Source organism: Cellulomonas sp. KH9 (genome assembly GCF_900114185.1).
Taxonomy (GTDB): Bacteria; Actinomycetota; Actinomycetes; order Actinomycetales; family Cellulomonadaceae; genus Cellulomonas.
Genome location: NZ_FOSE01000005.1, coordinates 339,042 through 365,523 on the forward strand (window position 1 = coordinate 339,042; position 26,482 = coordinate 365,523).

At 73.4% G+C, this 26,482-nt stretch carries 27 protein-coding genes and 2 tRNA genes; 18 read left to right on the forward strand and 11 right to left on the reverse strand.

Annotation, left to right across the window (positions count from 1 at the left end; genetic code table 11):
• Window positions 1-42: 42 nt before the first annotated feature.
• Genes BMZ16_RS17335 through BMZ16_RS17350 form a run of 5 tightly spaced genes read left to right on the forward strand, consistent with a single transcriptional unit; the run spans window position 43 to window position 4,225 of the window.
• Entirely contained in the window at window positions 43-888 is an 846-nt protein-coding gene (locus BMZ16_RS17335) for an ATP-grasp domain-containing protein (protein ID WP_177199762.1), read from the forward strand.
• The gene (locus BMZ16_RS19580; RefSeq protein WP_143082883.1) at window positions 885-1,859 is read left to right on the forward strand and encodes an AMP-binding protein; all 975 of its coding nucleotides are present in this window, start codon (window positions 885-887) and stop codon (window positions 1,857-1,859) included. Before BMZ16_RS17335 ends, BMZ16_RS19580 begins: the two co-directional genes overlap by 4 nt.
• The gene (locus BMZ16_RS17340; protein WP_218143387.1) at window positions 1,840-3,054 is read left to right on the forward strand and encodes an ATP-grasp domain-containing protein; all 1,215 of its coding nucleotides are present in this window, start codon (window positions 1,840-1,842) and stop codon (window positions 3,052-3,054) included. The genes BMZ16_RS19580 and BMZ16_RS17340 overlap by 20 nt, the downstream gene beginning before the upstream one ends.
• Window positions 3,048-3,743, forward strand: a complete 696-nt coding sequence (locus BMZ16_RS17345; RefSeq protein ID WP_089802787.1) for an MBL fold metallo-hydrolase — start codon at window positions 3,048-3,050, stop codon at window positions 3,741-3,743. The genes BMZ16_RS17340 and BMZ16_RS17345 overlap by 7 nt, the downstream gene beginning before the upstream one ends.
• 11 nt (window positions 3,744-3,754) lie before the next feature.
• A complete protein-coding gene (locus BMZ16_RS17350) occupies window positions 3,755-4,225 on the forward strand; it encodes an arginase family protein (RefSeq protein WP_143082884.1) in 471 nt (156 codons plus the stop codon).
• Between the two features lie 280 nt (window positions 4,226-4,505).
• Here BMZ16_RS17350 and BMZ16_RS17355 read toward each other — a convergent pair.
• A tRNA-Leu gene (locus BMZ16_RS17355) sits at window positions 4,506-4,588 on the reverse strand.
• A gap of 505 nt (window positions 4,589-5,093) precedes the next feature.
• On the opposite strand from BMZ16_RS17355, the gene BMZ16_RS17360 reads away from it, so the two are divergent.
• Genes BMZ16_RS17360 through pknB form a run of 7 tightly spaced genes read left to right on the forward strand, consistent with a single transcriptional unit; the run spans window position 5,094 to window position 14,138 of the window.
• Complete coding sequence (locus BMZ16_RS17360; protein ID WP_089802983.1) at window positions 5,094-5,801, forward strand: FhaA domain-containing protein; 708 nt, start codon at window positions 5,094-5,096, stop codon at window positions 5,799-5,801.
• Between the two features lie 9 nt (window positions 5,802-5,810).
• Window positions 5,811-6,311, forward strand: coding sequence for an FHA domain-containing protein FhaB/FipA (locus tag BMZ16_RS17365; protein WP_089802789.1), 501 nt, complete (start codon window positions 5,811-5,813; stop codon window positions 6,309-6,311).
• A 4-nt stretch (window positions 6,312-6,315) separates the two neighbouring features.
• Window positions 6,316-7,752: a Stp1/IreP family PP2C-type Ser/Thr phosphatase gene (locus BMZ16_RS17370; RefSeq protein WP_089802790.1), complete on the forward strand. Its 1,437-nt coding sequence runs from the start codon at window positions 6,316-6,318 to the stop codon at window positions 7,750-7,752.
• A complete protein-coding gene (locus tag BMZ16_RS17375; protein WP_089802791.1) occupies window positions 7,752-9,314 on the forward strand; it encodes an FtsW/RodA/SpoVE family cell cycle protein in 1,563 nt (520 codons plus the stop codon). The genes BMZ16_RS17370 and BMZ16_RS17375 overlap by 1 nt, the downstream gene beginning before the upstream one ends.
• Window positions 9,311-10,762: a peptidoglycan D,D-transpeptidase FtsI family protein gene (locus BMZ16_RS17380; protein ID WP_089802792.1), complete on the forward strand. Its 1,452-nt coding sequence runs from the start codon at window positions 9,311-9,313 to the stop codon at window positions 10,760-10,762. The genes BMZ16_RS17375 and BMZ16_RS17380 overlap by 4 nt, the downstream gene beginning before the upstream one ends.
• Window positions 10,759-12,138, forward strand: coding sequence for a serine/threonine-protein kinase (locus BMZ16_RS19995; RefSeq protein ID WP_089802793.1), 1,380 nt, complete (start codon window positions 10,759-10,761; stop codon window positions 12,136-12,138). The genes BMZ16_RS17380 and BMZ16_RS19995 overlap by 4 nt, the downstream gene beginning before the upstream one ends.
• Window positions 12,138-14,138, forward strand: coding sequence for a Stk1 family PASTA domain-containing Ser/Thr kinase (gene pknB, locus BMZ16_RS17390; RefSeq protein WP_089802794.1), 2,001 nt, complete (start codon window positions 12,138-12,140; stop codon window positions 14,136-14,138). Before BMZ16_RS19995 ends, pknB begins: the two co-directional genes overlap by 1 nt.
• Before the next feature lie 121 nt (window positions 14,139-14,259).
• Here pknB and BMZ16_RS17395 read toward each other — a convergent pair whose 3' ends face one another.
• Genes BMZ16_RS17395 through BMZ16_RS17405 form a run of 4 tightly spaced genes read right to left on the reverse strand, consistent with a single transcriptional unit; the run spans window position 14,260 to window position 16,709 of the window.
• Complete coding sequence (locus BMZ16_RS17395; protein ID WP_089802796.1) at window positions 14,260-14,883, reverse strand: aminodeoxychorismate/anthranilate synthase component II; 624 nt, start codon at window positions 14,881-14,883, stop codon at window positions 14,260-14,262.
• The gene (locus tag BMZ16_RS19450) at window positions 14,880-15,041 is read right to left on the reverse strand and encodes a hypothetical protein (RefSeq protein WP_177199764.1); all 162 of its coding nucleotides are present in this window, start codon (window positions 15,039-15,041) and stop codon (window positions 14,880-14,882) included. Before BMZ16_RS19450 ends, BMZ16_RS17395 begins: the two co-directional genes overlap by 4 nt.
• Before the next feature lie 46 nt (window positions 15,042-15,087).
• Window positions 15,088-15,864, reverse strand: a complete 777-nt coding sequence (locus tag BMZ16_RS17400; RefSeq protein ID WP_177199741.1) for a class E sortase — start codon at window positions 15,862-15,864, stop codon at window positions 15,088-15,090.
• Window positions 15,861-16,709, reverse strand: a complete 849-nt coding sequence (locus BMZ16_RS17405; protein WP_089802799.1) for a DUF881 domain-containing protein — start codon at window positions 16,707-16,709, stop codon at window positions 15,861-15,863. Before BMZ16_RS17405 ends, BMZ16_RS17400 begins: the two co-directional genes overlap by 4 nt.
• A 190-nt stretch (window positions 16,710-16,899) precedes the next feature.
• On the opposite strand from BMZ16_RS17405, the gene BMZ16_RS17410 reads away from it, so the two are divergent.
• On the forward strand, window positions 16,900-17,148 hold the full coding sequence (locus tag BMZ16_RS17410; protein WP_089802801.1) for a cell division protein CrgA: 249 nt from the start codon (window positions 16,900-16,902) through the stop codon (window positions 17,146-17,148).
• Between the two features lie 167 nt (window positions 17,149-17,315).
• Here BMZ16_RS17410 and BMZ16_RS17415 read toward each other — a convergent pair whose 3' ends face one another.
• Both BMZ16_RS17415 and BMZ16_RS17420 read right to left on the reverse strand, forming a co-directional pair.
• Window positions 17,316-17,978, reverse strand: coding sequence for a rhomboid family intramembrane serine protease (locus BMZ16_RS17415; RefSeq protein WP_369822657.1), 663 nt, complete (start codon window positions 17,976-17,978; stop codon window positions 17,316-17,318).
• A gap of 233 nt (window positions 17,979-18,211) precedes the next feature.
• A complete protein-coding gene (locus BMZ16_RS17420; RefSeq protein WP_089802803.1) occupies window positions 18,212-18,751 on the reverse strand; it encodes a peptidylprolyl isomerase in 540 nt (179 codons plus the stop codon).
• A gap of 204 nt (window positions 18,752-18,955) precedes the next feature.
• Here BMZ16_RS17420 and BMZ16_RS17425 point away from each other — a divergent pair, with 204 nt between their 5' ends.
• The 4 genes from BMZ16_RS17425 (at window position 18,956) to BMZ16_RS17440 (ending at window position 24,143) form a co-directional block, all read left to right on the forward strand.
• Window positions 18,956-19,846, forward strand: a complete 891-nt coding sequence (locus tag BMZ16_RS17425) for a hypothetical protein (protein WP_089802805.1) — start codon at window positions 18,956-18,958, stop codon at window positions 19,844-19,846.
• 210 nt (window positions 19,847-20,056) lie between these two features.
• Window positions 20,057-22,465, forward strand: coding sequence for a glycoside hydrolase family 9 protein (locus BMZ16_RS17430; RefSeq protein WP_089802807.1), 2,409 nt, complete (start codon window positions 20,057-20,059; stop codon window positions 22,463-22,465).
• A 260-nt stretch (window positions 22,466-22,725) separates the two neighbouring features.
• Window positions 22,726-23,451: a GNAT family N-acetyltransferase gene (locus BMZ16_RS17435; RefSeq protein WP_369822659.1), complete on the forward strand. Its 726-nt coding sequence runs from the start codon at window positions 22,726-22,728 to the stop codon at window positions 23,449-23,451.
• Between the two features lie 125 nt (window positions 23,452-23,576).
• Window positions 23,577-24,143 (forward strand): hypothetical protein, encoded by a 567-nt coding sequence (locus BMZ16_RS17440; protein WP_089802809.1) that lies wholly within the window; start codon window positions 23,577-23,579, stop codon window positions 24,141-24,143.
• Window positions 24,144-24,298: 155 nt separating this feature from the next.
• On the opposite strand, the gene BMZ16_RS17445 is transcribed toward BMZ16_RS17440, so the two are convergent.
• Window positions 24,299-24,505, reverse strand: coding sequence for a cold-shock protein (locus tag BMZ16_RS17445; protein ID WP_089802810.1), 207 nt, complete (start codon window positions 24,503-24,505; stop codon window positions 24,299-24,301).
• A 572-nt stretch (window positions 24,506-25,077) separates the two neighbouring features.
• The gene (locus tag BMZ16_RS20095; protein ID WP_369822660.1) at window positions 25,078-25,683 is read right to left on the reverse strand and encodes an RtcB family protein; all 606 of its coding nucleotides are present in this window, start codon (window positions 25,681-25,683) and stop codon (window positions 25,078-25,080) included.
• Here BMZ16_RS20095 and BMZ16_RS17455 point away from each other — a divergent pair.
• Complete coding sequence (locus BMZ16_RS17455; protein ID WP_218143388.1) at window positions 25,652-26,119, forward strand: ATP-binding protein; 468 nt, start codon at window positions 25,652-25,654, stop codon at window positions 26,117-26,119. The genes BMZ16_RS20095 and BMZ16_RS17455 overlap by 32 nt on opposite strands.
• A gap of 105 nt (window positions 26,120-26,224) precedes the next feature.
• Here BMZ16_RS17455 and BMZ16_RS17460 read toward each other — a convergent pair.
• Both BMZ16_RS17460 and BMZ16_RS19585 read right to left on the reverse strand, forming a co-directional pair.
• Window positions 26,225-26,297: transfer RNA gene (locus BMZ16_RS17460), tRNA-Ala, on the reverse strand.
• Between the two features lie 16 nt (window positions 26,298-26,313).
• On the reverse strand, window positions 26,314-26,433 hold the full coding sequence (locus tag BMZ16_RS19585; protein ID WP_218143389.1) for a DLW-39 family protein: 120 nt from the start codon (window positions 26,431-26,433) through the stop codon (window positions 26,314-26,316).
• Window positions 26,434-26,482 lie beyond the last annotated feature (49 nt).

Genomic DNA, 26,482 nt, shown 5'->3' on the forward strand with positions numbered 1-26,482 from the left:
CGGAGCGGCCTGGATTTCGACGTCGCAGTCCCCGAGCACGTCGTGCTTTCCGCGGGACTGGCGTACTGGAATGGCGCGCCACTCGACCCCGCCCGGGACATCATTGTCCACGACATTCGCAGCGGACCAGTTCACGATGTCGACCTGTGGACCAGCATCACGCTCGTCAGATCGCTTGAGGCGCTCGGTTTCTGGACGGCGATCGGGCTGGACGATGCGATCCTCTTCAACGACAAGCACGCGACCACGGTCGAGCTCGCGGACTCCCCCGTCCTGGTGATCCCATCCGTCCGGGTGACGACGGGAAGGGACACCGACCGGCTCCCCTACCAGGAGTTCGTCCCGGACGACTGGTTCCCGGTCTTTACCAAGCCTGCGTCATGGGGCCGTGGGCTCGGCTGCGTGCTCTGCCCCGATCGGGCGACGCTCGACGCTGTGCTGGGGCTCGCCTCGGGCAGCGGCGCGTGCATGCTCGTCCAGCCGTCCGTCGGAGAGGTCGTCGCCGACACCCGCGTGGTGGCGGTCGAGGGCCATGTCGTCGCGGCGTACGACCGGATCCCCACCAGTTCGTCCCATGTGGCGAACGTCAGCCGCGGGGCGAGCGTGCGACCCCGGGCGTACGTGGAGCAGGCGCTGCACGAGCTCGTCACCCTGGTCCACGAGCGGTTCGACCTGCCGTATGTATGCGTCGACGTTCTGGTGAACGCGAGGGGTGAGCTCCACCTCTCAGAGCTGGAGCTGGACGGCGCGGTCTCTGCGCTGTTCGACGACCCCGAGGCGATGGACCGGGTGGTCGGTGGACGGTTCCGCGCCTACGCAGCTCGCCTCGAGCGGCACACCCGTGAACGGACCCTGACGGCCACCCCGGTGGGAGGGGTGCGCCCATGACGACCACGATCGGCACCCTGACCGACGACCAACTGCGCTCCGCTGCTGCCCGATCCCTGCCGGCCGGTCCTGACGGCGCACAGCCCGGTCCCTGGACCTACGCCGAGCTCAGCGCGGCAGCCTGGGAGCGAGCCGAGGTCGATGGCAGCCTCGTTGTCGCGAGCGGCGGCACTACCGGCGCCGCGAAGATCGTCGCGCTCGCGCCGCACCTCGGCGTGCCCCTCGTGACTGCCGCCTGGCAGCCGCTCGGCCAGGGCGACGTCCTGCTCAACCTGTTCCCGCCCGGGCGCATGTGGGGGGCCCACTACTTCTACAACGCCGTGGCGCTGCACTCCCGTGCCGCCACGGTCCCTATGGGCGCACTGGCGGCGCAGGAGCTCACGGCGTGGGCCGACGTCATCACCGAGCTCGGCGTGACCGCGCTCGCCGGGGCACCCAACGTCCTCGCCCGGTTCGCCGAGGCGGTGGACCGCACGGGGATCCGACTGCCCGTGAGGTCGGTCCTGTGGTCGGCCGAGCCGCTCACCGCGGGACACGCCGCCACCCTTGCTGCAACATTCCCCGGCGCCGGGTTGTGGGGCAACTACGGGTCCATCGAGACCTTCGTCATCGGGGTGAGCCGGCCGGGCTGCGGGCCCGGCGTGCAGCACCTCCTCGCCGGGCAGCAGATCGAGCTCGACGACGCTGGTGCGCTCCTGACCCGGGCGGGCGACGGGTGGCCGGTAGCCGCGTGGCGCTTCCGCCTCGGCGACCGCATCGCGAGCGCGACGTGCCCGTGCGGTGACGGTGACCCGTTCCGGGTGCTTGGACGTGCCGACGACGCATTCAAGCTCTACGGCGGCCGCGTTCCGCGTGCTGTGCCGCAACCACGGATACCTCCGCGCGGTCGCGGACCGTGGCCTCACGGCGCTGGTCCTGACCCCGGAGAGCTCCCGTGCCCAGGCCGAGGCCGTGCTCGCCGAGTCCGGTGAGCTCGCCGGGCTCGTCGGCGAGGTCGCCTACGTCTCGGGCGAGATGGACACCGAGTCGTCGTTCACCCCCGGCGCCTTCGCCGCACTCGAGCGCTGGCGGGATGAGTACCGGATCGTGGGCGTCTTCGCGATGGAGGAGATGCTCGTCGAGCCGGCCGGCCTCGTGTGCGATGTCCTGGGACTCCCGTCACCCGGGCTGCGTGCGAGCCGGGTGTGCCGCAGCAAGTACCTGCAGCGCTCCTACATCCACGGGTACCGACCCCGCTCGCTCACCATCGCCCCGGGCACCCGTGGAGCCGTCGAGCTCGACGCCGTCCACTACCCCGCCGTGCTCAAGCCGGCAGCCCGGCACGCCAGCTCCGGCGTCATCGCCTGCGCGACCGCCGACGAGGTCGCGCGGTCACTGTCGGACTACCCCGCTCACGAGACGCTGCTGCTCGAGCACCAGATCGACGGTCCCGAGTTCTCCGTGGAGTCGTTGGTGCAGGACGGGAGGATCGTGTTCGCCTCGGTGACCGAGAAGCGGACCACCGAGGGCGGCAGCCGCTCGTTCGTCGAGCTCTGCCACACCGTGCCGGCGGGTGACGTGCGGGTCGGCGGCACGGGGGTCGTCGAGGCCGTGCTCGACGCGAACCGCGACGTGCTCGAGGCGCTCGACTACCAGGACGGCATCACCCACTCCGAGTGGCGGGTCACCGAGGACGGCGAGGTGTACCTCATGGAGATCGCCTCCCGGACACCCGGCGACGGCATCACGCTGCTCTACGCCCTCGCGTGCGGCGAACCGCTCGAGCCGCAGGTGATCCGGATCGCGCTCGGTGAGCGCGCAGAGCTCGCCGCGCCCCGTCGGTATGCCCGCCAGGTCTACCTCGACCACGCACCCGGCGTCCTGCGTGACGTCGTCGTCGACTGGCCCGGTGTCCAGCCCACCTGGGTCGGACCGACGCAGATGTGGCCCACCCTCCCGCCGGGCGCACCCGGAGACCCCGCCACGCTGCGCGGCGTTCTCGTCCTCGCCGAGCGAGGGACCGAGCTGCGCAAGCTGCGGTCGTCGGACGACCGGGTCGTGACGTTCTTCCTCGATGCGGACACCCCGGCGGAGCTCGACGAGCTGGAGTCCGTCGTCCGGCGAGCGGTCCACATCATCGCCGAACCGGCTCACTCCGACCGTGTCCTTGAGACGGTCCCGTGCTGATCCGGTCGGTGGTCGCCGACGCGTTCGAGACCACCTGCCGCCTGGTCGGGTCCGACCGTTCGGCCTCCTGCGTCGTCGTCGACCCGGGCATGGGGATCGCGGAGCGTCTGCCGGGGATCCTGGACGCGCACCGCAGAGCGGTTGCAGGGGTGCTCCTGACGCACGGTCACCTCGACCACACCTACGCGGTGACCGACATCTGCAACGCGTACGACGTGCCGTGCTACGTGCACCGAGCGGACCGGCCGATGCTCGACGACCCCATGCCGTGGCTCGGTTCCGAGTTCGGCCCGCAGTTCGAATCCGTCCTGCCTGAGGACTGGCAGTGGCACCCCCCGACGAACGTCGTGGAGGTCGCCGAGGGCGACAAGCTCGCGCTCGCGGGTCTGCGGTTCTCGGTTCACCACACGCCGGGACACACGCCCGGCTCGGTCATGTACGGCTTCACCGGCGAGGGCGTGAGCTATCGGCTCGTAGGCGACGTCCTCTACGCGGGGACCATCGGACGGACCGACATGCCCGGCGGCGACAGGGCGCAGACGCTCCACTCGCTGCGGCTCCTCCTGGCGGAGCCCGACGAACTGGTCCTGCTGACCGGGCACTTCGCGGACACGACCGTGGGAGCCGAGCGCGACACCAACCCGTTCATGGTCCAGGCCCGCGCCGCGGAGCCGGCGGCACGCGAGTGACCGGCCCCGGCATGAGCCTGGCAATGACCACGGGCCGGTGCTGGCAAGGACTCGCCGCGAGCGTGCCCGGGTACGCGCCGTCGCCCGACGACCGCACGGTGCTCGTCGGCGGCCACCAGCTCGACGAGGCCGAGCGCCGGCTCCTTGACGGCCCCGGACCGACGTGGTTGACCGTGGCCGACGTCCGGGCGGGGCGGGCGGGGAGCGTGCTCGACCGGGTGCTCGCGCACGCGGACGCGGTGCACGTGCACGTCGACCTCGACGTGCACGACACGTCCCTCCCACCGGCGAACTCCTACGCCGCGCCGGGTGGCCTCACGCCCGGCGATGTGCGCGCCACGGTGCTCGACGCCGTCACGCGACTGCCGCTCGCGTCGGCGACCGTCGCCTCGTGGGACCCGACCCACGACGTCGACGACCGCATGCGTGACGCAGCCCTGGGCCTGCTGGAGCTCCTGGGCACGCCTGCTCCGGCCCTGTGAGCCCGGACGACCACCTCCAGCCCGACCCCTGGCAGGTCGAGCTCGGAGAAGAACCGTCGCCCGAACCGCTCGACCGGCATACCTCGACCAGAGGCCGGCGCCGCCTGCCGCGGGCGACCGCCTGAGAGTCCACACCTGTTCGCCCGGCCACCGCCGGGCCGCGTCCGCGAGCACCCCGGAGCAGCCCCATGCACCCCGGAACCACGAAGCTCCCGGTCAGAGAACCCTGACCGGGAGCTTCGGTACTGCTCGAGCAGTTCCTTCCGGAACCACCCCACTGTGCGCGAGGCGGGATTTGAACCCGCACGCCCTTTCGGACACTGGCACCTGAAGCCAGCGCGTCTGCCGTTCCGCCACTCGCGCGCGCCGCCAAAGTTAGCACGTCGAGGGCCTCGCCAGAAACACGGCCCCCGGGCCCGCGGCGGCAGCCTTGTACCCACGGCTGCTGACCCCGTGAGAGCACGCCGCCCTCTTCCCATCCTGCCCTCCCCAGCACCTCCCCCTCTGCCCACCTTCCGACCCAGCCTCCAGCCCACCCCGCAGCGACCACTGGTCAGTTGGGGGCATGTCGGAGGCAGTCAGGTACTCCCAGATGACCAGTGGTCACCAGAGGGAGGACCGAAGGGAGGCCGGAGAGACCGGTGGGGCGCCAGAGGGGCACCGGCCCGCCGTCCAGCCCTCGGACCAGGGGCGGGCCCGCCTCCTGGCGACCCGCCCACACCGCGCCGCGTGCACCGTTCACCCTCCCAGGCACCCGTCCAGGCCGCCGCACGGATACCATCGACGCGGATCGTCGTCGCACCGCGCGGACGGACCGAGGGCAGGTGGGACGGGCGACCGGCCCGCCCGAGGTGGGAGGGAGGTGGACGTGGGGTTCCTCGACAAGTTCGAGAACGGCGTGGAGCGCGTGGTGAACAACGCGTTCGCCCGGGCCTTCCGCAGCGAGGTCAAGCCCATCGAGCTGGCGGACGCGCTGCGCCGCGAGCTGGACGACCGCGCTGCCGTCGTCGGCCGTGACCGCACCGTGGTGCCCAACGAGTTCACCATCGAGCTCTCGACCGCGGACTACGACCAGGTCGAGGCGTGGGGCGCGGAGGCCCTCGCGGAGGAGCTGGCCGCCAACGTCACGGAGCACGCCGCGAGCCAGCACTACGCGTTCGTCGGCCCGGTCACCGTGTCCTTCAGCGAGAACACGGAGCAGGACGCCGGCCGGTTCGCTGTCCACAGCGCCACCGTGCGCGGCCCGGTGGCACCGGCGACCAACGCGGCACCCAGCCCGCGGCACCCGCTGATCGACATCGACGGTCAGCGCTACATCCTCACGGGCCCGGTCACGGTCATCGGCCGCGGCTCGGAGGCCGACATCATCGTCGACGACCCGGGTGTGTCCCGCCGGCACCTCGAGATCCGGGTCACCCCGGACGGGGTCGTCGCCAGCGACATGGGCTCCACCAACGGACTGTTCGTCGAGGGGCACCAGGTGCCTGCGGCGACGCTGCTGGACGGCAACACGCTGACCATCGGCCGGACCCGGATCCTCTTCTGGACCGGGGGCGACGCGGACGTGGACGAGTGATGCCGCGGCATGAGTGAGCTCACGATCACCCTGCTGCGTCTGGGCTACCTCGCGCTGCTGTGGTTCCTGGTCCTGTCGGCCATCACCGTGCTGCGCCGGGACCTGTACGGCACGCGGATCATCGACCGGCGCCGCGCCCCCGGCAAGGCCACGCCCGCGGAGGCCCCCGTGCCCGCCGGTGAGGCGCCGCGCGCGCCGCGACGCCCCCGCAGCAGCGGCGGCCCCACGCGGCTCGTGGTGACCGAGGGCCCGCTGCGCGGCACCACGCTCCCCCTCGGCTCCTCCGCGGTGCTGGTCGGCCGGGCCCCCAGCTGCACGCTGGTCCTCGACGACGACTACTCCTCGTCGCGGCACGCGCGGATCTTCCCGCAGGGGGACCGCTGGTTCGTCGAGGACCTCGGGTCCACGAACGGCACGTTCGTCGGCGAGTCGCGGGTCGAGCAGCCCACGCCCGTGCCCACCGGCACACCGATCCGCGTCGGGCAGAGCCTGCTCGAGCTGCAGAGGTGACGGCGTGACGGTCGCCCTGCGCTACGCCGCGCGCTCCGACGTCGGGCTCGTGCGCTCCGACAACCAGGACTCCGCCTACGCGGGCCCGCACCTGCTCGTCGTGGCCGACGGCATGGGCGGTCACGCCGGGGGCGACGTCGCCTCGTCCGTCGCGGTCGCGGCCATGGCCCCGCTCGACGGTGAGTCGCACGGTCCCGACGACGCCCTCGACGAGCTCGAGACGGCCCTGGACGACGCGCGCTCCGAGATCATCTCCCGCAGCGACGCCGAGCCGGACCTGGCCGGCATGGGCACCACGGTCACGGCGATCCTGCGCGCAGGCAACAAGCTCGCGATGGTGCACCTGGGCGACTCGCGCGGGTACCTGTTCCGCGACGGCACGCTCACGCAGGTCACCACCGACCACACGTTCGTGCAGCACCTCGTCGACACGGGGCGCATCACGCCCGAGGAGGCGGAGCACCACCCGCAGCGCTCGGTCGTCATGCGGGTGCTGGGCGACTTCGACACCGACCTCACGGCGGACCTGTCGGTGCGCGAGGCGCGGCCCGGAGACCGCTGGCTGCTGTGCTCCGACGGGCTGTCCGGGTACGTCTCGGCGGAGACGATCGCGCAGACCCTCGCGGACATCGAGGACGTCGACGCGTGCGCCGACCGCCTGGTGCAGCTCGCGCTGCGTGCCGGCGGCCCCGACAACGTCACCGTGGTGCTGGCCGACGTCGTCGAGCTCGACGACCTGCCCGACGGTGCGATGCCCTCGACGTCCAGCGTCGTCGTCGGTGCCGCGGCCCTGAGCCGCAAGCGGCCGTCGGCCGCGGCGGACGGCCCGGCCGCGCGCGCGGCGTCGCTGTCCCGACGTGCCCGCACCGGGGCGTCCGACCCGCAGGAGGGTGCCGAGGACGACGCCGAGGACGGGCAGGTCGCCACCGCGTCCGCCCCGGACGACGACGACGAGCCGCTGGCACCCGCACCGCGCCGACGGGGCCTGGTGCTCACGTGGGTCGCCGTCGGGGTCGCCGTGGTCGCCGCGCTGGTGGGCGGGTACGCCTGGACGCAGACCCAGTACTTCGTCGGCACGTCCGACGGCCGGGTCACCGTGTTCCGCGGCATCCCGCAGTCGCTCGGCCCGCTCGACCTGGCGTCCGTCGTGGAGACCTCCGACGTCCAGGTCGACGACCTGCCCGCGTACCTGCGCGAGCGCGTCGAGCAGACGATCTCGGCGCCCTCGCTGGACCAGGCACGACGCCTGGTGGAGATGCTCACCGAGGACGTCGTCCTGCCGACGCCCACGCCGACGCCCGTGGACCCCGCCCTGACGCCCGCCCCCGCGCAGACGCTGCCCGCCCCGGCGACCGAGCCCGTGATCCCGCCCCCCGACGAGCCCGCACCCGAGGCGGGCGCACCGTCCGGCGGCCCTGCAACGGGCGCGCCCGCGCTGTGATGGCCAGCGTCCAGCCCCACCGGGTGCGCCCCGGGCGCGGCACCGAGCTGCTGCTGCTCGTCCCGGCGCTCGGCATCGGCATCGCCGGGTACGTGCTGACCGGCCTGGGCGCCACGGGTTCCGTGCCGCCGCACGTCATCGCCTACGCCGCGGGCACCACCGTGCTCGCGTTCGCGGTGCACGTGGTGCTGCGCCTGCGCGCGCCGTACGCCGACCCGGTGATCCTGCCGGTCGTCGTGGCGCTCAACGGCATCGGCCTGGCCATGATCTACCGGATCTCCATCGCGTACGCCGAGAGGGGCCGCGCCGACGCCGACATCGCCGACCGCCAGCTCGCGTGGACCGCCATCTCGGTCGCGCTGGCGATCGTCGTGCTGCTGGTGCTGCGCGACCACCGCACGCTGCGCCGGTACACGTACACCGCCATGGTCGTCGGTCTGGTGCTCATCGTGCTGCCCCTGGTGCCCGGGCTGGGCCAGACCATCAACGGCGCCCGCATCTGGGTGCGCGTGGGACCGGTCGGCATGCAGCCGGCGGAGTTCGCCAAGATCGCGCTGGCGGTGTTCTTCGCCGGGTACCTGGTGACGCACCGCGACACGCTCGCCCTGGCCGGCAAGCGCGTCGTGGGCCTGCAGCTGCCGCGCGCCCGCGACCTGGGCCCGATCCTGGTGGTCTGGGCCGCGTCGCTCGCCGTCCTCGTGCTGCAGCGTGACCTCGGCACGTCGCTGCTGTTCTTCGGGCTGTTCGTGGCCGTGCTGTACCTGGCCACGGAGCGCACGTCGTGGATCGTCATCGGCCTGCTGCTGTTCGTCGGCGGCGCCGCGGTCGCGGCGACCGCGTTCGGCCACGTGGGCGCGCGGTTCGACGTGTGGCTGCACGCCCTGGACCCCGAGATCTACAACCGGTCGCCCGGCGGCTCGGGCCAGCTCGTGGCCGGGCTGTTCGGCATGGCCAGCGGCGGCCTGTTCGGCACCGGCCTGGGGCAGGGCCGTCCCGACCTGGTCCCCTTCGCGTACTCCGACTTCATCGTCGCATCGCTCGGCGAGGAGCTGGGGCTGACCGGCCTCATCGCGATCCTGCTGCTGTACACGATCCTGGTGGAGCGCGGCCTGCGCACGGCGATCGGCGTGCGCGACGGCTTCGGCAAGCTGCTCGCCGGCGGCCTGTCCTTCGTCATCGCGTTCCAGCTCTTCGTCGTCGTCGGCGGCGTGACCCGGCTCATCCCGCTGACCGGCCTGACGACGCCCTTCCTCGCGTACGGCGGGTCGTCGCTGGTCGCCAACTGGATGATCGCCGCGCTGCTGCTGCGCATCTCGGACGAGGCCCGCCGCCCCGTGCCCGCCGTCCGCGCGATCGCCACGCCGGACATCGGCATCCCGGTCGCCGGGCCCGGACGCTCGCGCCCCGCCGGCAACGGACGCTCCACGGGCCGCCCCGGCACCGCGGCCGCCGACGCCGGCGGTGCGCCGCCGCGCACGTCGACGCCCATGCGGGACGACGGACCGGACGGGCCCGCGCCCGACGACAACCCGACCGAGCTGCTGGGAGGTGAGGACCGGTGAACACCCCGCTGCGTCGTCTCGCGACCCTGACGCTCGTGATGTTCGTGGCCCTCATGGGCGCGGCCTCGTGGGTGCAGTTCTTCCAGGCGGAGTCCCTCAACACCGACGGCCGCAACGTGCGGACCCTGTACCGGGAGCACGGCAACGCGCGCGGCCCCATCGTCGCCGGCGGTGAGGCCATCGCCGTGTCGGTGCCGGTCGACGACCCCTTCGGCTACCAGCGGGAGTACCCGAAGGGCGCGATGTACTCGTCCGTCACCGGGTTCTACTCGATCGCCAACGACCGCACGCAGCTGGAGAAGGCGGAGAACGACCAGCTCACGGGCCGGTCCGACCAGCTGTTCTTCACGCGCATCCGTGACCTGCTCACGGGCCGGCGGCCCGAGGGCGCCGCGGTCGAGACGACCATCGTGCCCGCGGCCCAGCAGGCGGCGTGGGACGGCCTGGGCGACCAGGAGGGCGCGGTCGTGGCCCTCGAGCCGAGCACCGGCCGGATCCTCGCGCTGGTGTCCACCCCCGGGTTCGACCCCAACGCCCTGGCGGTGCACTCCACCACGGAGGCCGCCGCGCAGTACCGCGCGCTCGAGCAGGCCCCGGGCAACCCGTTGCGCTCCAAGGTCACCCAGGAGCGCTTCGCGCCCGGGTCCACGTTCAAGCTGGTCACGGCCGCGGCCGCCCTGGAGTCCGGGCAGTACACCGCGGACACCCTGGTCCCCTCGCCCACCGAGCTCGCGCTCCCCCAGACGTCGGCGACGATCAGCAACTTCGGCGGCAGCAGCTGCGGCGGCGACCAGGTGAGCCTCGCGGAGGCGCTGCGCATCTCCTGCAACACGGCGTTCGCGAACCTCGGCCTGACGCTCGGGGAGGACGCGCTGCGCGAGCAGTCCGAGCGCTTCGGCTTCCTCGACGACTCCCTGACCATGCCGATGCCGGTGGTGGAGTCCGTGTTCCCCAGCGACCTGGACCCGGCGATGCTGGCCCAGTCCGCGATCGGGCAGCGGGACGTGCAGGCCACACCGCTGCAGATGGCGATGGTCTCGGCCGGGATCGCCAACGGCGGGCGCGTCATGACGCCCTACCTGGTCGACACCGTCCGCGCCGCCGACCTCACCGTGGTGTCGCAGACCAAGCCGGAGGTGCTCTCCGACGCCGTGTCGGCGTCGTCCGCGAGCGCCCTGACCCAGATGATGGTGGGTGTGGTCGAGTCCGGTACCGGACGCTCCGCCCGCATCGACGGTGTGCAGGTCGCGGGCAAGACGGGCACGGCCCAGACCGTCGAGGGGCAGCCGCCGCACGCGTGGTTCACCGCCTTCGCGCCCGCCGACGCCCCCCGTGTCGCGGTCGCGGTGATCGTGGAGAACGGCGGCAGCCTGGGCAACGAGGCGACGGGCGGGGCGGTCGCCGCACCGATCGCCCGTGCCGTCATCCAGGCGGTGCTGGCCTCATGAGGACGGCTCCGGGTGTCGCGCTGGGCGGTGGCCGCTACCGGCTGCTGCGCCGCATCGCCGTGGGCGGCATGGGTGAGGTGTGGGAGGCCAACGACGACGCCCTGGCGCGTGCGGTCGCCGTCAAGGTGCTGCGCAACGAGTTCGCCGGGGACGCCGGGTTCCTGGAGCGGTTCCGCACCGAGGCGCGCAACTCCGCCGCCCTGCACCACCCGCACATCGCCGCGCTGTTCGACTACGGCGAGCAGGAGGGGTCCGCGTACCTCGTCATGGAGCTCGTCGTGGGCGAGCCCCTGTCCGACCTGCTGGAGCGTGAGCCGGTCCTCCCGCCCCGGCGGCTGCTGCCGATCCTCGCGCAGACCGCCCGCGGGCTGCACGCGGCGCACCAGGCCGGCGTGGTCCACCGCGACGTCAAGCCGGGCAACGTGCTGCTCGCGAGGTCCGGTCGGGTGAAGATCACCGACTTCGGGGTGTCGCTCGCCGCCGACCAGAAGACCATGACGGCCACCGGCATGGTGATGGGCACCGCCCAGTACCTCTCCCCCGAGCAGGCCGTGGGGCGTCCCGCGACGCCGCTGTCCGACCTGTACTCCCTGGGCGTGGTGGCGTACGAGGCGCTGGCCGGCCGTCGGCCGTTCACCGGTCCGACGGCCGTCGACATCGCGGTCGCCCACGTCAACGACCCCGTGCCGCCGCTGCCGGCGTCGGTCGACCGCAAGCTCGCGGCCCTCGTGCTGCGGCTGCTGTCCAAGGAGCCGTCCGAGCGGCCCGCGTCGGGCGAGGAGCTCGCGGGGCTGCTCGACCGTCTGCTCCCGCAGACGCCGCCGTCGGGTGTGGCGGTGCTGGTCAGCAAGCCCGACCGGGCCCGCGAGGAGCGCCGTGGCGCGACCGGCCCCCGCACGTCACCGCACGCGGCCTCCCGGCCTGCGCCCGTCGGCGGCACCCGGCCGGGCGCGGGCAGCGGTACCGGGCGTCCCGAGGCCGCGCCGCCGTCGTACCCGCCGTCCCGGCGCGAGCGTGCCGGGCGTGCCGCACCTCCCGGTGAGGGCAGCCGCCGCGCCCGGCGCGACCCGGGGCCCGACCGTCCGCTCGACGGCGTCCTCGCGAACGCCTCCAGCTGGGTCCGGCGCGCGCGGCTGCCGCTGGTCGCCCTCGTGCTCGTGCTGGTCGCGCTGCTCGGGGCGGCCCTGGCGGACCGGCTGCTCGGGGCGGCCCCGCAGGATCCGGCGGGGCGTGCGGTCGCCGCCGAGTACCCTCGTGGCGGCCCACCGGGTGGGATGATCGCCACAGAACCGAGCCGTGGCGGCCTCCCCGCCACGGCAGACGGGGCCCTGGCACGCACAGGTGCGCCCCGACCGACGGAAGTGAAGGACTCCTAGTGGTGGACGAAGGATCGCGCATCCTCGCCGGCAGGTACGAGGTCGGCGAGCTCATCGGGCGCGGCGGCATGGCCGAGGTGCACATCGGGCACGACACGCGCCTGGGACGCACCGTGGCCATCAAGATCCTGCGGTCCGACCTGGCCCGTGACCCGTCCTTCCAGAACCGGTTCCGCCGCGAGGCGCAGTCGGCGGCGGCGCTCAACCACCCGGCGATCGTCGCGGTGTACGACACCGGCGAGGACGTGTTCACCGAGCCGACCGGCACGGTCGCGCACGTGCCGTTCATCGTCATGGAGTACATCGAGGGCCACACCGTGCGGGACATCCTGCGCGACGGGCAGGCCGTGCCGATCGACGAGGCCGTGGAGATCACCGCGGGTGTCCTCTCGGCGCTCGAGTACTCGCACCACGCGGGGATCGTGCACCGCGACATCAAGCCGGCCAACGTCATGATCACGCCCACCGGCGCGGTCAAGGTGATGGACTTCGGCATCGCGCGCGCGGTGGCCGACTCGGCCGCGACGATGACGCAGACGCAGGCGGTCATCGGCACCGCGCAGTACCTCTCCCCCGAGCAGGCGCGCGGCGAGCAGGTGGACGCCCGGTCCGACCTGTACTCGACCGGCTGCCTGCTGTTCGAGCTGCTCACGGGCCGGCCCCCGTTCGTCGGGGACTCCCCCGTCGCCGTGGCCTACCAGCACGTGCGGGAGATCCCGCCGGTGCCCAGCTCCATCGCGTCCGACGTCCCCGAGGCGCTGGACCGCATCACGCTGAAGGCGCTGGCCAAGGAGCGCGACGCCCGGTACTCGTCGGCGGCGGAGTTCCGCGCCGACCTGGAGGCCGTGCTGCGCGGCGGCCACGTCAACGCGCCCGCCGTGGGTGCCGCGCTGGCCGGGGTCCCGGCCGCGGACGCCACGCAGGTGATGGCACCGCCGACGCAGACGACGCAGGCCATGCCGCCGGCGACGGCGCCGTGGGGGGCCACCGGCCTCAGCACCCTGGCGACCGACGAGCCGCTCCCGGACGAGGACGAGAAGAAGCGTCCGTGGCTCATCTGGGTGCTCGCGGCGGTCGCGCTGCTCGCGGTGGGCGGCATCGTCTGGGCGCTCATGCGGGGCCAGGACGCGCCCGTCGACACCACGGTCGCGGTCCCGACCGTCGCCGGGATGTCCCAGGAGGAGGCCGTCCAGACGATCCGTGACGCGGACCTCATCCCGGAGCCCGCGCAGGAGCCCAGCGACGACGTGCCCGCCGGCTCCGCGACCCGCACCGACCCCGCGGCCGGCGAGACGGTCGAGAAGGAGACGTCGGTCAAGGTCTACATCTCGACCGGCCCCTCCGAGGTCACCGTGCCCGACGTGGCCGGGCAGACCGAGGCCGAGGCGGTCGCCGCGCTGGAGGCGGCGGGCCTGACGGTGTCGCCCACGCGGCAGCCGGAGGACAATCCCTCGGTGCCCAAGGGCCGCGTCACCAAGACCGACCCCCCGGCGGACAGCCCTGCCAAGGCGGGCGCCACCGTGACGCTGTACGTGTCCTCCGGCAACGTCGTCGTGCCGAACGTGACCGGCAAGAACGTCGAGGTCGCGACCGAGGAGCTGACGGCACTGGGCCTGCGGGTCAACACCAGCAACGTGGCGTCGACCGAGCCCGAGGGCAACGTGGTGTCGCAGGACCGTGCCGAGGGAGCGGTCGTGCCGCAGGGTTCGGTCGTCAACCTCGGGATCGCCGAGCCGCCGAACACGGCCGCCGTCCCCACCAACCTGCGGGGCCTGACCTACGACCAGGCGGTCCAGGCGCTGCAGGCCGTCGGCCTGACGAACATCGCCCGTGAGGACGTCGCCTCCGACGAGGCGGCGAACACGGTGGTGTCGTCCGACCCGAGCGGCGGCACCGAGATCGCCAAGGAGCAGCGCGTGACGCTGCGCGTGTCGCGCGGCCCGAGCGCCGGCAACAACCCGGCACCGTCGCCCTCGCCCACGCGGCCGGCGGACGACTGACACCGACGCGGACGCCCCCCGACCTCAGGGTCGGGGGGCGTCCGTGCGTCTGAGGGCGTCCGGGGTCGCGTCCGGGCGCGTCCCTGCGCCGGGATCCGCGGGCCGCGGGTGACCCGGTGGCTCAGAGGCGGACCAGCGGGTGCAGCCCGTGCGACCGCTCGACCGCGTCGCGCGCCCCGCAGACCTCCAGCCAGTTGGCCAGCAGGCGGTGCCCACCCTCGGTGAGCACGGACTCGGGGTGGAACTGCACGCCGTGCAGGGGCAGCTCGCGGTGCTGCAGGCCCATGATGATGCCGTTGGCGCGGGCGGTGACGACGAGCTCGTCGGAGAACGTGCCGTCCACGACCGCGAGCGAGTGGTAGCGCGTCGCGGTGAACGGGACGGGCAGCCCGGCGAGCACCCCCTGGCCGTCGTGCTCGACCTGGCTCGTCTTGCCGTGCATGAGCTCCGGGGCGTGCGTGACGGTACCGCCGAAGACCTCGCCGAGCGCCTGGTGGCCCAGGCACACACCGAGCATGGGCGTGCCCGACGCGGCGCAGTCCCGGATGACCTGGGCGCTCGCACCGGCGTCGGCGGGTGCGCCGGGACCGGGCGACACCAGCACGCCGTCGTACGCCGCGCGCTCCGCGGCGGGCGGCACGGCGTCGTTGCGCACGACCTCGGGCTTCGCCCCGAGCTGGTCGAGGTACCCGACGATCGTGTAGACGAACGAGTCGTAGTTGTCGACGACGAGGATCCGCGTCATCCCTCACCCACCGTGGTCTCGTTGAAGGGCATGTACGGCGCGACCGCGGGGTACAGCCACAGGAAGCACGCCGCGAGCACCGCCGCGGCGAGCACGGCCGCGAGGACCACGCGCACGGGCACCGGGCCCGGCAGGTGCCGCCACAACCATCCGTACATCATGAGCCTCCCGTCGTCGTGCGCCCAGCCCGGTCCCGCCTGCCGGTCACGGCGTCCCCAGCAGCTCGGCAGGGGTGCCGGACGACACGGGGGCCCAGTAGTCGAGCACGCCGTGCACGACGAACCGCTCGCGCGCCGAGAACATGGGGTGGCACGTGGTGAGCGTGATGTACCGCTCCGTCGGCTCGACGCCCGGCTGGTTGGGCACGGGCGCGATGACCCGCACGTCGGGCGGCAGGACGACCTCGGTGCCCGTGACGCGGTACACGTACCAGGTGTCGGCCGTGCGGACGACGAGCGGGTCGCCGAGCTGCAGCTCCTCGATGCGGTTGAACGGCTTGCCGTACGTCACCCGGTGCCCGGCGAGCGCGAAGTTGCCCACTCCCCCCGGCATCGCGGTGCCGGGGTAGTGCCCGATGCCCAGCACGTCCAGCACCGTCGGCCGGTCGGTGCCCTGCGAGATCGGACGCTCGGGCTCCCCCGCCCAGCGGGGCACCTGGAGGGTGGCGAACGACGTCGCGTGCGCGGGCTCCTCGATGACCGGCGGCTCGTCGCGCCGCGGCTCGGCGATCCCGCTGTCGTCGTCGACCGCCGCGGCGGGCGGGGCGAAGTCGAGGTCCCGCACGATCTCCGCCTGCACGGCGTCGCCCTCGACGTCCGTCCACCACAGCTGCCACACCAGGAACCCCAGCAGCAGCACACCCAGGGTGATGAGCAGCTCGCCGAGCACGCCCACGACGCCGTAGAAGAACCGGGCAGCGGTGCGCGGGCGTGCCGGGCGGGCGTGGGCGGGCGTCCGCTCCGTCGTGGCGGACCGGGTCACAGGTGCCCCTCCTCGGTGGTCGTCCGGCCGGCCGCTGCAGGGGCGTCCTCGTCGCGGAGCGCCGGCGCGGCCGCGGGGATGCCGGGCAGCACCTCGACGTCGTCCGGCACGCGCGCCCATCCCAGCTCGGTGGCGCCGGAGTAGGCGGGCAGCTCGACCTCGGTCCGCTCCTCGAGCTCCCAGCCCAGGTTGAGCTCGCCGGCCTGCCGCACGTAGGTGCGGACCTCCTCGTCCGCGTCGAGCGCGGCGCGCAGCTGCTCGGGGTCGCCGACGGCCGTGATGACGAACGGCGGCGAGTACATGCGGCCGTGCAGGCGCAGCACGTTGCCCTGGCACTGCACGCCGGTCGTGGACACCACCCGCTGGTCCATCAGGCCCATGGCCTCGGCGCCGCCCGCCCACAGGGCGTTCATGACGGCCTGGATGTCCTGCTGGTGCACCACCAGCAGGTCCGGTCGGACGTCGTCGCGCCGGGAGTCCACCGGGGCGTCGTCCAGGGAGATGACCAGGCCCGGACCGTTGACGGGAACGGAGCCCCCGGCCACGAGGTCGCCGGGTGCGGGGGTGAGGGCGGGGCGGCCCGCGAGCGTGTTCTGCTCGGCGGTGAGCGCCTCGACCTCGGCACGCAGGGTGTCGACCTCGCCGGACAGCCGCTGGACCGTGGCGGCCTGCTTCTGCGTCAGCTCGCGCAGGTCCTGCGGGTGGCGCGACTCGTCCGTGCCGGCGCTGCGGGCGTTGACCGTGAACATCAGGCCGGACAGCCCGAGCACCAGGCCCACGGCGACGGCGCCGCGGCCCAGGCCGGGCCGTCGGGCGCGCGCCCGGGCACCGGCGGTCTCGGTCACTCCGGCTCCCTCCGCACGGTCCCCGCACGTGTGGCGGGACGACGGCACTACGCTAGGTCACGTTCGGCGGCACGCCGACACCGGTCCGCAGGTCGACGACATCGGGCACCCGGACGGCCCACCGTCCCGACCCGCCCGGTGGCGTCGGTTCCCGCCTGCTCATCGCACCGTCGCAGACAGGAGCCCGCCCGTGCCCGAGTCGAAGTCGCGCAAGAAGGCGACGTACACCCCGCCGCCGGCCAAGGCCACCGCGCCGAAGCCGCTGCCCCGCTGGTTCCTGCCGCTGTCGCTGGGCCTGATGATCTTCGGCCTGCTCTGGCTGGTCGTCACGTACCTCTCCCCCGGTGCCGCGTACCCGCTGCCCATCGGTCAGTGGAACCTCGCCGTCGGCTTCGCGATCATCATCGCGGGCTTCGGCATGCTGACGCGCTGGCGCTGAGCCGGACCTGCTCGACGCGGGGACAGGGCTGCGCGCGCGTCACGCGCCCACAGCCCTGTCCACAACCGGCCCCGTTCGTCATCCACAGGCGGTGCACATACCTGTGGAGAACTACACCGGTGTAGTTCCACAGCTGTGAGTAACGCTGGGGAGGGTGCTCCGCCCGGTCACACGAGACCGACGGACGCGTACGTCGCCCACGTCGCCCCGACCAGCAGGACGAGGACGGCGACGGGTGCGGCCCACCCGACCAGGGCACGCCGCTCTCGCGGGGCGTAGGCGAAGGCCGCACCCAGCACGGCCCCGACGACGAGCCCGCCCAGGTGCGCCTGCCAGGCGATGTTGGGCAGCACGAAGCCGAGGACGCCGTTGAGGACGAGGATCCCGATGATGGGCCCGGCGTCGCGGCCCAGGCGCCGCAGCACCACGAGCACGGCGCCGAACAGGCCGAAGACGGCACCCGAGGCGCCGACCACCGCCGTGGTCCAGCTGTCGGTGGCGGTCGCCAGCAGGACGGAGGCGACGGACCCACCGAGCGCGCTCATCAGGTACAGCACGGCGAACCGCGCGCGCCCGAGCGTGCCCTCCAGGTACGGCCCGATCATCCACAGGGCGAGCATGTTGAACAGGATGTGGAAGACCTGCCCCGGCGAGTGCAGGAAGGCCGCGGTGAGGAACCGCCACGGCTCGAAGGCGCCGGCCAGCGGGCTGAACGCCCACTGCGAGGTCCACCCGGGCACGGCGAGCTGGAGCAGGTAGGACACCGCGCACAGACCGATGAGCGTCAGGGTGACGACGGGTCGCCCGGCGCGCACCCGGCCGCCGAACACGGTGCGACCCTCGCGGGACGTCCGTGCCGCCTCGGCGACGCAGTCGACGCAGTGGACACCGACCGGGGCCGGCCGCTGGCACTCCGGGCACGCGGGCCGGCCGCAGCGCTGGCACCGCACGTACGAGACGCGGTCGGGGTGCCGCGGGCAGACGGGCACCTGCTCGGTCGCGTCGCCGGGCACGCCGGGCGGCCCCACGGGGGGGCCGCCCGGCACGTCGGAACCGCTGATGGTCAGTCCTCCACCGTGATGGACGTGATGGTCACGTCCTGGACGGGGCGGTCACCGGGACGCGTCGGCGTCGCGGCGATCGCGTCGACCACCTTGCGGCTCTCGTCGTCCACGACCTTGCCGAAGATCGTGTGCTTGCCGTTGAGCCACGTGGTGGGCGCCACGGAGATGAAGAACTGCGACCCGTTGGTGCCGCCGACCTTGCCCGTGACCGGGTCGAGGCGCTTGCCGGCGTTGGCCATGGCGAGCAGGTAGGGCTCCGAGAAGGTGAGCTCGGGGTGGATCTCGTCGTCGAACTGGTAGCCCGGGCCGCCGCGGCCGTTCCCGAGCGGGTCGCCGCCCTGGATCATGAAGTCCGGGATGACGCGGTGGAAGACGACGCCGGAGTACAGCGGGTCCGTGCGGGGTGCGCCGGTGCTGGGGTCGGTCCACTCGATGGTGCCCTTCGCGAGCCCGACGAAGTTCTCGACGGTGCGCGGCGCGTGGTTCTCGAACAGCTCGACCCGGATGTCACCGGCGGACGTGTGGATGGTGGCGAACATGGGTCCAGTCTGGCACCCGTCACCCACGGCGCGCCGCGCACGGTCGGGTCGGCCGCAACGGGCGAACCACCCCTGTGCGCCGGGCGCGAGCGCCCGAGCGGTGGCAGAGTGTGAGGTCACAGCGTCGAGCGACCGCTCGAGAAGACGTCCGCACCACCTAGCCGACACCAGCCGAGACCAGCCGAGACAGCGCGGGAGTGGCACATGACCCACCGTCCGAAGATCGACGTCGACACCGAACGCCTCAAGGGCCAGGCAGCGGGCCTCGGCGCGACCCTCGCCGACGGCGCCAAGCACGGCGCCGCCCGGGCGAGCGACGCGGCAGGCCACGCCAAGGACTGGACGACCCCCCGGGTCGAGGCCTTCGTCGCGTGGCTCGTGCCCCAGGTGGAGCACCTGTACCGCGAGAGCGTGAAGACGGCCGCCCCGCAGGTGGAGAAGGTGGCCCAGAAGGCGACCCCCGCGATCGACACCGCCCACGACAAGCTGGTCGACGAGCTGATCCCGAAGCTCGTCGCGGCGATGAACGAGGCCGCGGTGAAGGCGGGCGCGCAGGTGGGGCAGGCAGCGGACATCGCCGCCACGTCCGCGGGCAAGCAGTCGAAGAAGGTCGCCAAGGCCGCACGGAAGGCGGCCGAGAAGGCCGCCAAGGCCGAGCACAAGCGCTCGGGCGCCAAGGTGTTCTGGGTCGTGGCGGGTCTGGCCGGTGCGGGTGCCGCACTGTTCGCGTGGCTCCGGTCGCGCTCGACGACCGACCCGTGGGCCGAGCCGTGGGAGCCCGCCGACTCCGGCGAGTCGCTGCGCGCCCGCGCGCAGACGGCGGCCGGCGACCTGACGGACCGGGTGGGCGACGCCGCGGACGCGGTGGGCGAGGCCGCCGGCACGGCCGTGGCGAAGGGCCGCGACGCGGTCGGCAAGGCCGCCGAGGCCGTGGGCCACGCGACCGAGGAGCTGGGCGACAAGGCCAAGGAGGCCCGCGACGCGGCGCAGGAGACGGCCCGCAAGGCCACGCGCCGCTCCACCCCGAAGACGCCGGACGCCGGCACGCCCGCCGAGGGCGACAAGCCCGCCGAGGGCGACAAGCCCGCGTCCTGACCGGACACGCCCGCCCGGCCCCGGCCCGTCCCCGACGGTCCGGGGCCTGCGTGCGTCCGGGGCCCTAAACGCTTCGGGCGTTGACCCCGCCGCGCTCGCCTCAGGACGATCGCCCCAGACCCCCGGCCTGTGCGACGTCGTCGTCGTGCCACGCACGGCGGTCGTGGGAGCGCTCCACCGGCGCCCCGGTCCCGTCCGAAGGGAAGCGCCATGCCCCGCACCCCCACCCGCCGCTCGCGCCGCCGCGCGCTGTGGGCCGGTGCCGCCGCCGTCGCGGTGGCCGCCGGAGCCGTCACCCTGCCGGTCCAGGCCGCGCAGGCCGCGCCCGCGTACAACTACGCCGAGGCGCTGCAGAAGTCGATGTTCTTCTACCAGGCCCAGCGCTCCGGCGACCTCCCGGCCGACTACCCGGTGTCGTGGCGCGGCGACTCGGCGCTCGACGACGGCAAGGACGTCGGCAAGGACCTGACCGGCGGCTGGTACGACGCCGGGGACCACGTGAAGTTCGGGCTGCCGATGGCGTTCACCGCGACGATGCTCGCGTGGGGCGCGGTCGAGAGCCCGCAGGGGTACACCCAGGCCGGCCAGATGGACGAGCTGCGCGACAACCTGCGCGCCGTCAACGACTACTTCATCAAGGCGCACACGGCGCCCGACGAGCTCTACGTGCAGGTCGGCAAGGGCGACGACGACCACAAGTGGTGGGGCCCTGCCGAGGTCATGACCATGGCCCGCCCGGCGTACAAGATCAGCGCGTCCTGCCCGGGCTCCGACGCGGCCGCCGAGACCGCCGCCGCCATGGCGTCGGCCTCGCTGGTGTTCAAGGGCTCGGACGCCGCGTACTCCGCGACCCTGCTGCGCCACGCCGAGCAGCTCTACTCGTTCGCGGACACCTACCGGGGCAAGTACTCCGACTGCGTCACCGACGCCCAGTCGTTCTACAAGTCGTGGTCCGGCTACCAGGACGAGCTCGTGTGGGGCGCGTACTGGCTCTACAAGGCCACCGGGGACGCGACGTACCTGGCGAAGGCCGAGTCCGAGTACGACAAGCTGAGCAACGAGAACCAGACGACCACCAAGTCGTACAAGTGGACCGTCGCGTGGGACGACAAGTCGTACGCCGCGTACGCGCTGCTGGCCATGGAGACCGGCAAGCAGAAGTACGTCGACGACGCGAACCGGTGGCTCGACTACTGGACCGTCGGCGTCAACGGCGCGAAGGTCACCTACTCCCCCGGCGGCATGGCCGTGCTCGACTCGTGGGGCGCCCTGCGGTACGCCGCGAACACGTCGTTCGTCGCGCTGGTCTACAGCGACTGGCTCACCGACACCACCCGCAAGGCGCGGTACCACGACTTCGGCGTGCGGCAGATCAACTACGCGCTCGGCGACAACCCCCGCAAGTCGTCGTACGTCGTGGGCTTCGGCGCCAACCCGCCGAAGAACCCGCACCACCGCACCGCGCACGGGTCGTGGCTGGACTCCCTGAAGGACCCGGTCGAGACGCGGCACGTGCTGTACGGCGCCCTGGTGGGCGGCCCCGGCTCGGCCAACGACGCGTACACCGACGACCGCGGCGACTACGTCGCCAACGAGGTCGCGACCGACTACAACGCCGGCTTCACCAGCGCGCTGGCGTACCTCACGGCCGAGTACGGCGGCACGCCACTGGCGTCGTTCCCGCAGCCGGAGAAGCCGGACCAGGCCGAGTTCTTCGTCGAGGCCAAGCTGAACCAGCCCGCGGGCGGGACGTTCACCGAGGTCAAGGCCGTCATCCGCAACCGGTCGGCGTTCCCGGCGCGGTCGCTGACCAACGCGTCGATCCGGTACTGGTTCACGCTCGACGCGGGCGTACCGGCCTCGGCCGTGACCGTCTCCACCAACTACAGCGAGTGCGGCACGACACCGTCGAAGGTCGTCGCAGCCGGTGGCAGCCTGTACTACGCCGAGCTCAGCTGCGCGGGTCAGAACATCCACCCCGGCGGGCAGTCGCAGCACCGCCGCGAGATCCAGTTCCGCGTCGCGGGCGCGAGCGGGTGGGACGCGACCAACGACCCGTCGTTCGCCGGACTGCCCGCCACGGGTGACCCGGTGCGCACCACGGGGATCACGCTGCACGAGGGCGGCACGCTCCTGTGGGGCACGGTGCCGGACGGGACGGGCCCGACCCCGACGGTCACCCCGACGCCCACCGTCACCCCGACGCCGACGGTGACCCCGACCCCCACGGTCACCCCGACGCCGACGGTCACGCCCTCGGTGACGCCCACCCCGGGCGTCACCCCGACGCCCACCTCGGGCCCCGCCACGTGCGCCGTGACCTACAGCGCCAACACGTGGAGCACGGGCTTCACCGCGTCCGTGCGGCTGAAGAACACGGGCTCGGCACCGCTGACCTGGTCGCTGTCCTTCACGCTGCCCGCCGGGCAGCAGGTGCAGCAGGGCTGGAGCGCGACGTGGTCGCAGACGGGCTCCACCGTGACCGCGACGGGTGCGGCGTGGAACGCCACGCTCGCCCCGGGTGCGTCGGTGGACCTCGGCTTCAACGGCTCGCACACCGGCCAGAACCCGGCCCCCACGTCGTTCACGGTGAACGGCGCCACCTGCGCGGCCGGGTGACAGACGGGTCCCGGTCCGGCTCGACCCCCGACGTCGCCGGACCGGGACCGATCCAAACCCCGGGCGGGCGGCCCGTATCCGCCCGTCCGGGCCGGGCGTCCGCCGCGGGGGCAGCCGGACGCCGCACGAGGGCGTCGCGCGTGCGCGACGCCCTCGTCGCCCGTCCCGGGGCGGTCACCGGTCGTGACCGCCCCGGGCGGTGCCCCGGAGGACGGACGCGGGGAGTTGACCGCGGACGCAGGGACCGGGACCCTGCGGGGGTGACCGACACGGCCCCGCCCGCACCGCCGCAGACGCCGCCCCCCGCGAGCACGGACGCACCCGTCCTGTCCGACGTCGACATCTGGCCCCTGACCGGCCTGCGGGTGGTCTGCGGTGACCTGGAGCTGCGGGCGCCGGACGACCGCATGCTGCTCGACCTGGCCCGGCTCGCCGCCCAGGGCGTGCACCAGCCGGACTACATGCCGTTCCTCGTCCCGTGGACGCGGGGCACGCCGGTGCAGGTCGCCCGCAGCGTCATGACGTACCAGTGGGGGCTGCGTCAGCGCACCACGCCCGGCGACTGGGCGATCGAGCTGGCGGTCGTCCGTGACGGCGAGCCGCTGGGCACCCAGGGCCTGTACGCGAAGGACTACCTGGTGGCCCGCAGCGCCGAGACGGGGTCGTGGCTCGGTCTGCGGCACCAGCACGGCGGGGTGGGCACCCGCATGCGCCTGATGGTGCTGCACCTGCTGTTCGAGGGCCTGGACGCGCGCTACGCGACGAGCTCCGCGTTCGTCGACAACCCGGGGTCCTCGGGGGTCAGCCGCAAGATCGGGTACCGGCCCAACGGTGTCCTGCACCAGGCCCGTGAGGGCGGCCCGGTCGACAGCCAGCTGTTCGTGCTCGACCGCGCGGACTGGGACGCCCGCCCGGACCACCTGCGGCCCGAGATCGGCATCGAGGGTCTGGGACCGGTGCGGGCGCAGCTCGGGCTCTCCGGCTGATCCGGCCGGAGGCGGGCCGTGTTGACCGGGAGCCAGCACGGCACAGACCCGGAGCAGACGATGTGTTTACGTTGCTGTGACACAGGTCCCTGTCGCCGGCGCATGGGCGGGAGTAGCGTCCGGCCATGTTCCTCGCCGACCTGCAGTCCCGCGTGCGCATCGCACTCACGACCACGCTGGTGGACGAGTGGACGCTCCTGGCGCCCTCGGCCGGCACGAGCCGGCCCTCCGAGCGGACCATCTCGTTCCACCTCGGGTGGGCCCTGCGCGGCACCGTCGAGGGCACGTGGGACCTCGATGCCGACTACGACCGGTCCGGCATGGTGCTGGAGGACTCGGTGCGGTTCGACGGTGTCACCCACCGCCCGCCGCACCTCATCGTCCACCGGCGTGGCCGGCTGGGGCCGGAGCACAACCTGCTGCTCGTCGAGCTGACGGCCGACGCCGCGGCCGCCGCCCCGGGGTCGGCGGACCTGCGGGCCGCCCGGTCCGTGCAGCAGCGGTTCGGGTACCGCTACGCCGTGCTGCTGGACCTGCGCCTCGACGACGCCGACGACGCCACGACGCACGTCGTCCCGCACTGGCAGTGGTCGACGCTGGAGGAGGGCCCGGTGACCGACGGTCCCGTCCCGGTCTACAGCCCCGAGGTGCTGACGGACGTCGTGGCGCGCGCCCGGCGCGCCGGTCTCTGACGGGCGGTCCCAGGCACCCACGGGCGCCGGGTGGCCGCTGACGCCCGTGCGGCACCCGAGCACGACGGGCGAGCCGCAGGGGAGCGCGAGCCCGGTGCCGGGGACGACGAAGGCCGCACAGCGAGTCGCTGCGCGGCCTTCGTGGGGAGCTCGGGTCAGAGCGGACGGATGTCCGACGCCTGCAGGCCCTTGGGGCCCTGGGTGACCTCGAACTCAACCTGCTGGTTCTCCTCGAGCGTGCGGAAGCCGCCCGTCGAGACGATCGCGCTGAAGTGCGCGAAAACGTCGGCGGAGCCGTCGGACGGAGCGATGAAGCCGAAGCCCTTCTCCGCGTTGAACCACTTGACGGTGCCGGTGGCCATGATGTCTTCTCTCGTTCGGTCTGCCGGCGCGCTGGTGCGGCGCCGGTTGCCGCGCCCCGAGGGGCGCAGACGGTGAAGGGTCGACGTGCGACGCGCTCGGGGCGAGCTCGTGCGGGCCGGTGCCAGGAGGCACATCGCACGGTCGAACGTCGGGGCGACACCCACGGGCCGCGTCCAGCGGTCGTGGGTGTGGAACCCGTCGGGGTCACGGACGATCAGCCCGGCGTACTCACCGTCGACGGTCCCGACCCACAGGTCGTCGTCGACGGAGCGCCAGACGGCGTCCGCTCCTGAGCGCTCGACGACCGCAGCAGCGGTCTGTCGGTGCTCGAAGGTGGTGTGTGTGATGTTCTCTGCTTCCGCTCCGCGCCCGGTGGGCGGAGATCCTCGGCGGCAGCCTCTGCTACCGGATGCGTACGGTCCTCGCTTCGATGCTGAGGTACCGAAGTGCGCCGCGGACGTGTTCGCGCGGCATGACGCGTCGATGACTCTACACGAGATCGCGGGCTTGTCCAGCACCGCTCCGGCGGACCCTGGGCGCCCAGGGTCCGCCGGGGCGGCATCGTCGCAGGTCAGCCCTTCACGCACACGATCGTGCGCAGTCGTGCGACCACCTCCACGAGGTCGGTCTGCGCCGCGATCACCTCGTCCAGGTCCTTGTAGGCGCCGGGGATCTCGTCGACGACCCCGGCGTCCTTGCGACACTCGACGCCGGCGGTCTGCGCCGCGAGGTCCTCGACGGTGAACGTCCGCCGGGCGGCGGCACGTGACATCCGCCGGCCGGCGCCGTGCGACGCCGACCAGTACGACGCGGCGTTGCCCAGTCCGCGCACGATGGACGACCCGGTGCCCATGGAGCCGGGGATGAGTCGGGCATGACGCGCACCCCGTGCACCCAGGGGAGTGCGGCGATCGTGCGCAGCTGCTGCAGCGCTGCCGGTTCCACGTCGTGCTCGTGCGCCCACATGCGGGTGGGCGCGGCGGTGCCGCGCAGCGTGACCGGGAAGGTGCCGGCCCTGACATCCCCCTTCCGGGGCGTCGTCCGGCGTCCGCCGGGTGGGGCGCCCGTCACCGCACGGCGTCTCGACGTGCGCGATCGCCCGTGGCCTGTGAGGCTCATCGCCTGACGACGGCGGGGGAGGCAGCATGACCGGGACCCAGGAACGGCTCGAGCTCATCGACGTGGACGCGGGCCTGCCCGTGAGCCGTCCGCCCGAGGGGTTCGGACCCGTCCGGCACTGGGAGCTCGCGTCCACCGCGCAGCTGCGCACCCTGCGGCACCAGCTGGCGGACGAGATCGGTGCCGGCACCGGCACGGCCCGGCAGGACCTGGAGGCGACGCCCGACAAGCTCGTGCTCATCGCCACCGAGCTCGCCGCCAACGCGCTGACGCACGGCCTGCCGCCCACGCTGGTGTCCCTGTCCCGCGCCGACGACCAGTGGATGCTCGACGTGGCCGACCACGACCCGGAGTCCGAGCCGGTCTACGCCGGCGCGCGCATCACCGGCGCCGGGGGACTGGGCCTGCACCTGGCACGCCAGCTCTCGCTCGACGTCGGGTGGTACGCCACCGACACGACCAAGAACATCTGGGCGACCTTCCCCGTCGTCTGACGGTCCCGGTCGCCGAGGCGCCGTCGCGGACGGCGCCGTGCTCCACGGCTGGACCCGGGAACGTCGAACGGCGCAGGACACGAGGTCCTGCGCCGTTCGTGGGCGTGGAGCCAAGGGGACTCGAACCCCTAACCCCCTGCTTGCAAAGCAGGTGCGCTACCAATTGCGCCATGGCCCCGGGTGCGGGCAGCCGCTCACTCGAAGGTGTCGGTGACCTCGGCCCACAGGTCGCGCTCGTCGCGGTCCTGCGCGTACTTCTGCCACACGACGTAGCCGACGGCCGCGACAGCGGCCAGGAGCAGGAGCTTCTTCATCGGTTCCCCCGTCTCGGGTGGGTGCCGGTAGTCCGTGGGACGACGACCG

Coding starts and splice junctions, on each gene's coding strand:
- BMZ16_RS19580 (WP_143082883.1), top strand. CDS start 885: ATGACGACCACGATCGGCACCCTGACCGACGACCAACTGCGCTCCGCT.
- BMZ16_RS17350 (WP_143082884.1), top strand. CDS start 3,755: ATGAGCCTGGCAATGACCACGGGCCGGTGCTGGCAAGGACTCGCCGCG.
- BMZ16_RS17365 (WP_089802789.1), top strand. CDS start 5,811: ATGAGTGAGCTCACGATCACCCTGCTGCGTCTGGGCTACCTCGCGCTG.
- BMZ16_RS17375 (WP_089802791.1), top strand. CDS start 7,752: ATGGCCAGCGTCCAGCCCCACCGGGTGCGCCCCGGGCGCGGCACCGAG.
- BMZ16_RS19995 (WP_089802793.1), top strand. CDS start 10,759: ATGAGGACGGCTCCGGGTGTCGCGCTGGGCGGTGGCCGCTACCGGCTG.
- BMZ16_RS17395 (WP_089802796.1), bottom strand. CDS start 14,883: ATGACGCGGATCCTCGTCGTCGACAACTACGACTCGTTCGTCTACACG.
- BMZ16_RS19450 (WP_177199764.1), bottom strand. CDS start 15,041: ATGTACGGATGGTTGTGGCGGCACCTGCCGGGCCCGGTGCCCGTGCGC.
- BMZ16_RS17420 (WP_089802803.1), bottom strand. CDS start 18,751: ATGTTCGCCACCATCCACACGTCCGCCGGTGACATCCGGGTCGAGCTG.
- BMZ16_RS17425 (WP_089802805.1), top strand. CDS start 18,956: ATGACCCACCGTCCGAAGATCGACGTCGACACCGAACGCCTCAAGGGC.
- BMZ16_RS17430 (WP_089802807.1), top strand. CDS start 20,057: ATGCCCCGCACCCCCACCCGCCGCTCGCGCCGCCGCGCGCTGTGGGCC.
- BMZ16_RS17440 (WP_089802809.1), top strand. CDS start 23,577: ATGTTCCTCGCCGACCTGCAGTCCCGCGTGCGCATCGCACTCACGACC.
- BMZ16_RS17445 (WP_089802810.1), bottom strand. CDS start 24,505: ATGGCCACCGGCACCGTCAAGTGGTTCAACGCGGAGAAGGGCTTCGGC.
- BMZ16_RS17455 (WP_218143388.1), top strand. CDS start 25,652: ATGACCGGGACCCAGGAACGGCTCGAGCTCATCGACGTGGACGCGGGC.
- BMZ16_RS20095 (WP_369822660.1), bottom strand. CDS start 25,683: ATGAGCTCGAGCCGTTCCTGGGTCCCGGTCATGCTGCCTCCCCCGCCG.
- BMZ16_RS19585 (WP_218143389.1), bottom strand. CDS start 26,433: ATGAAGAAGCTCCTGCTCCTGGCCGCTGTCGCGGCCGTCGGCTACGTC.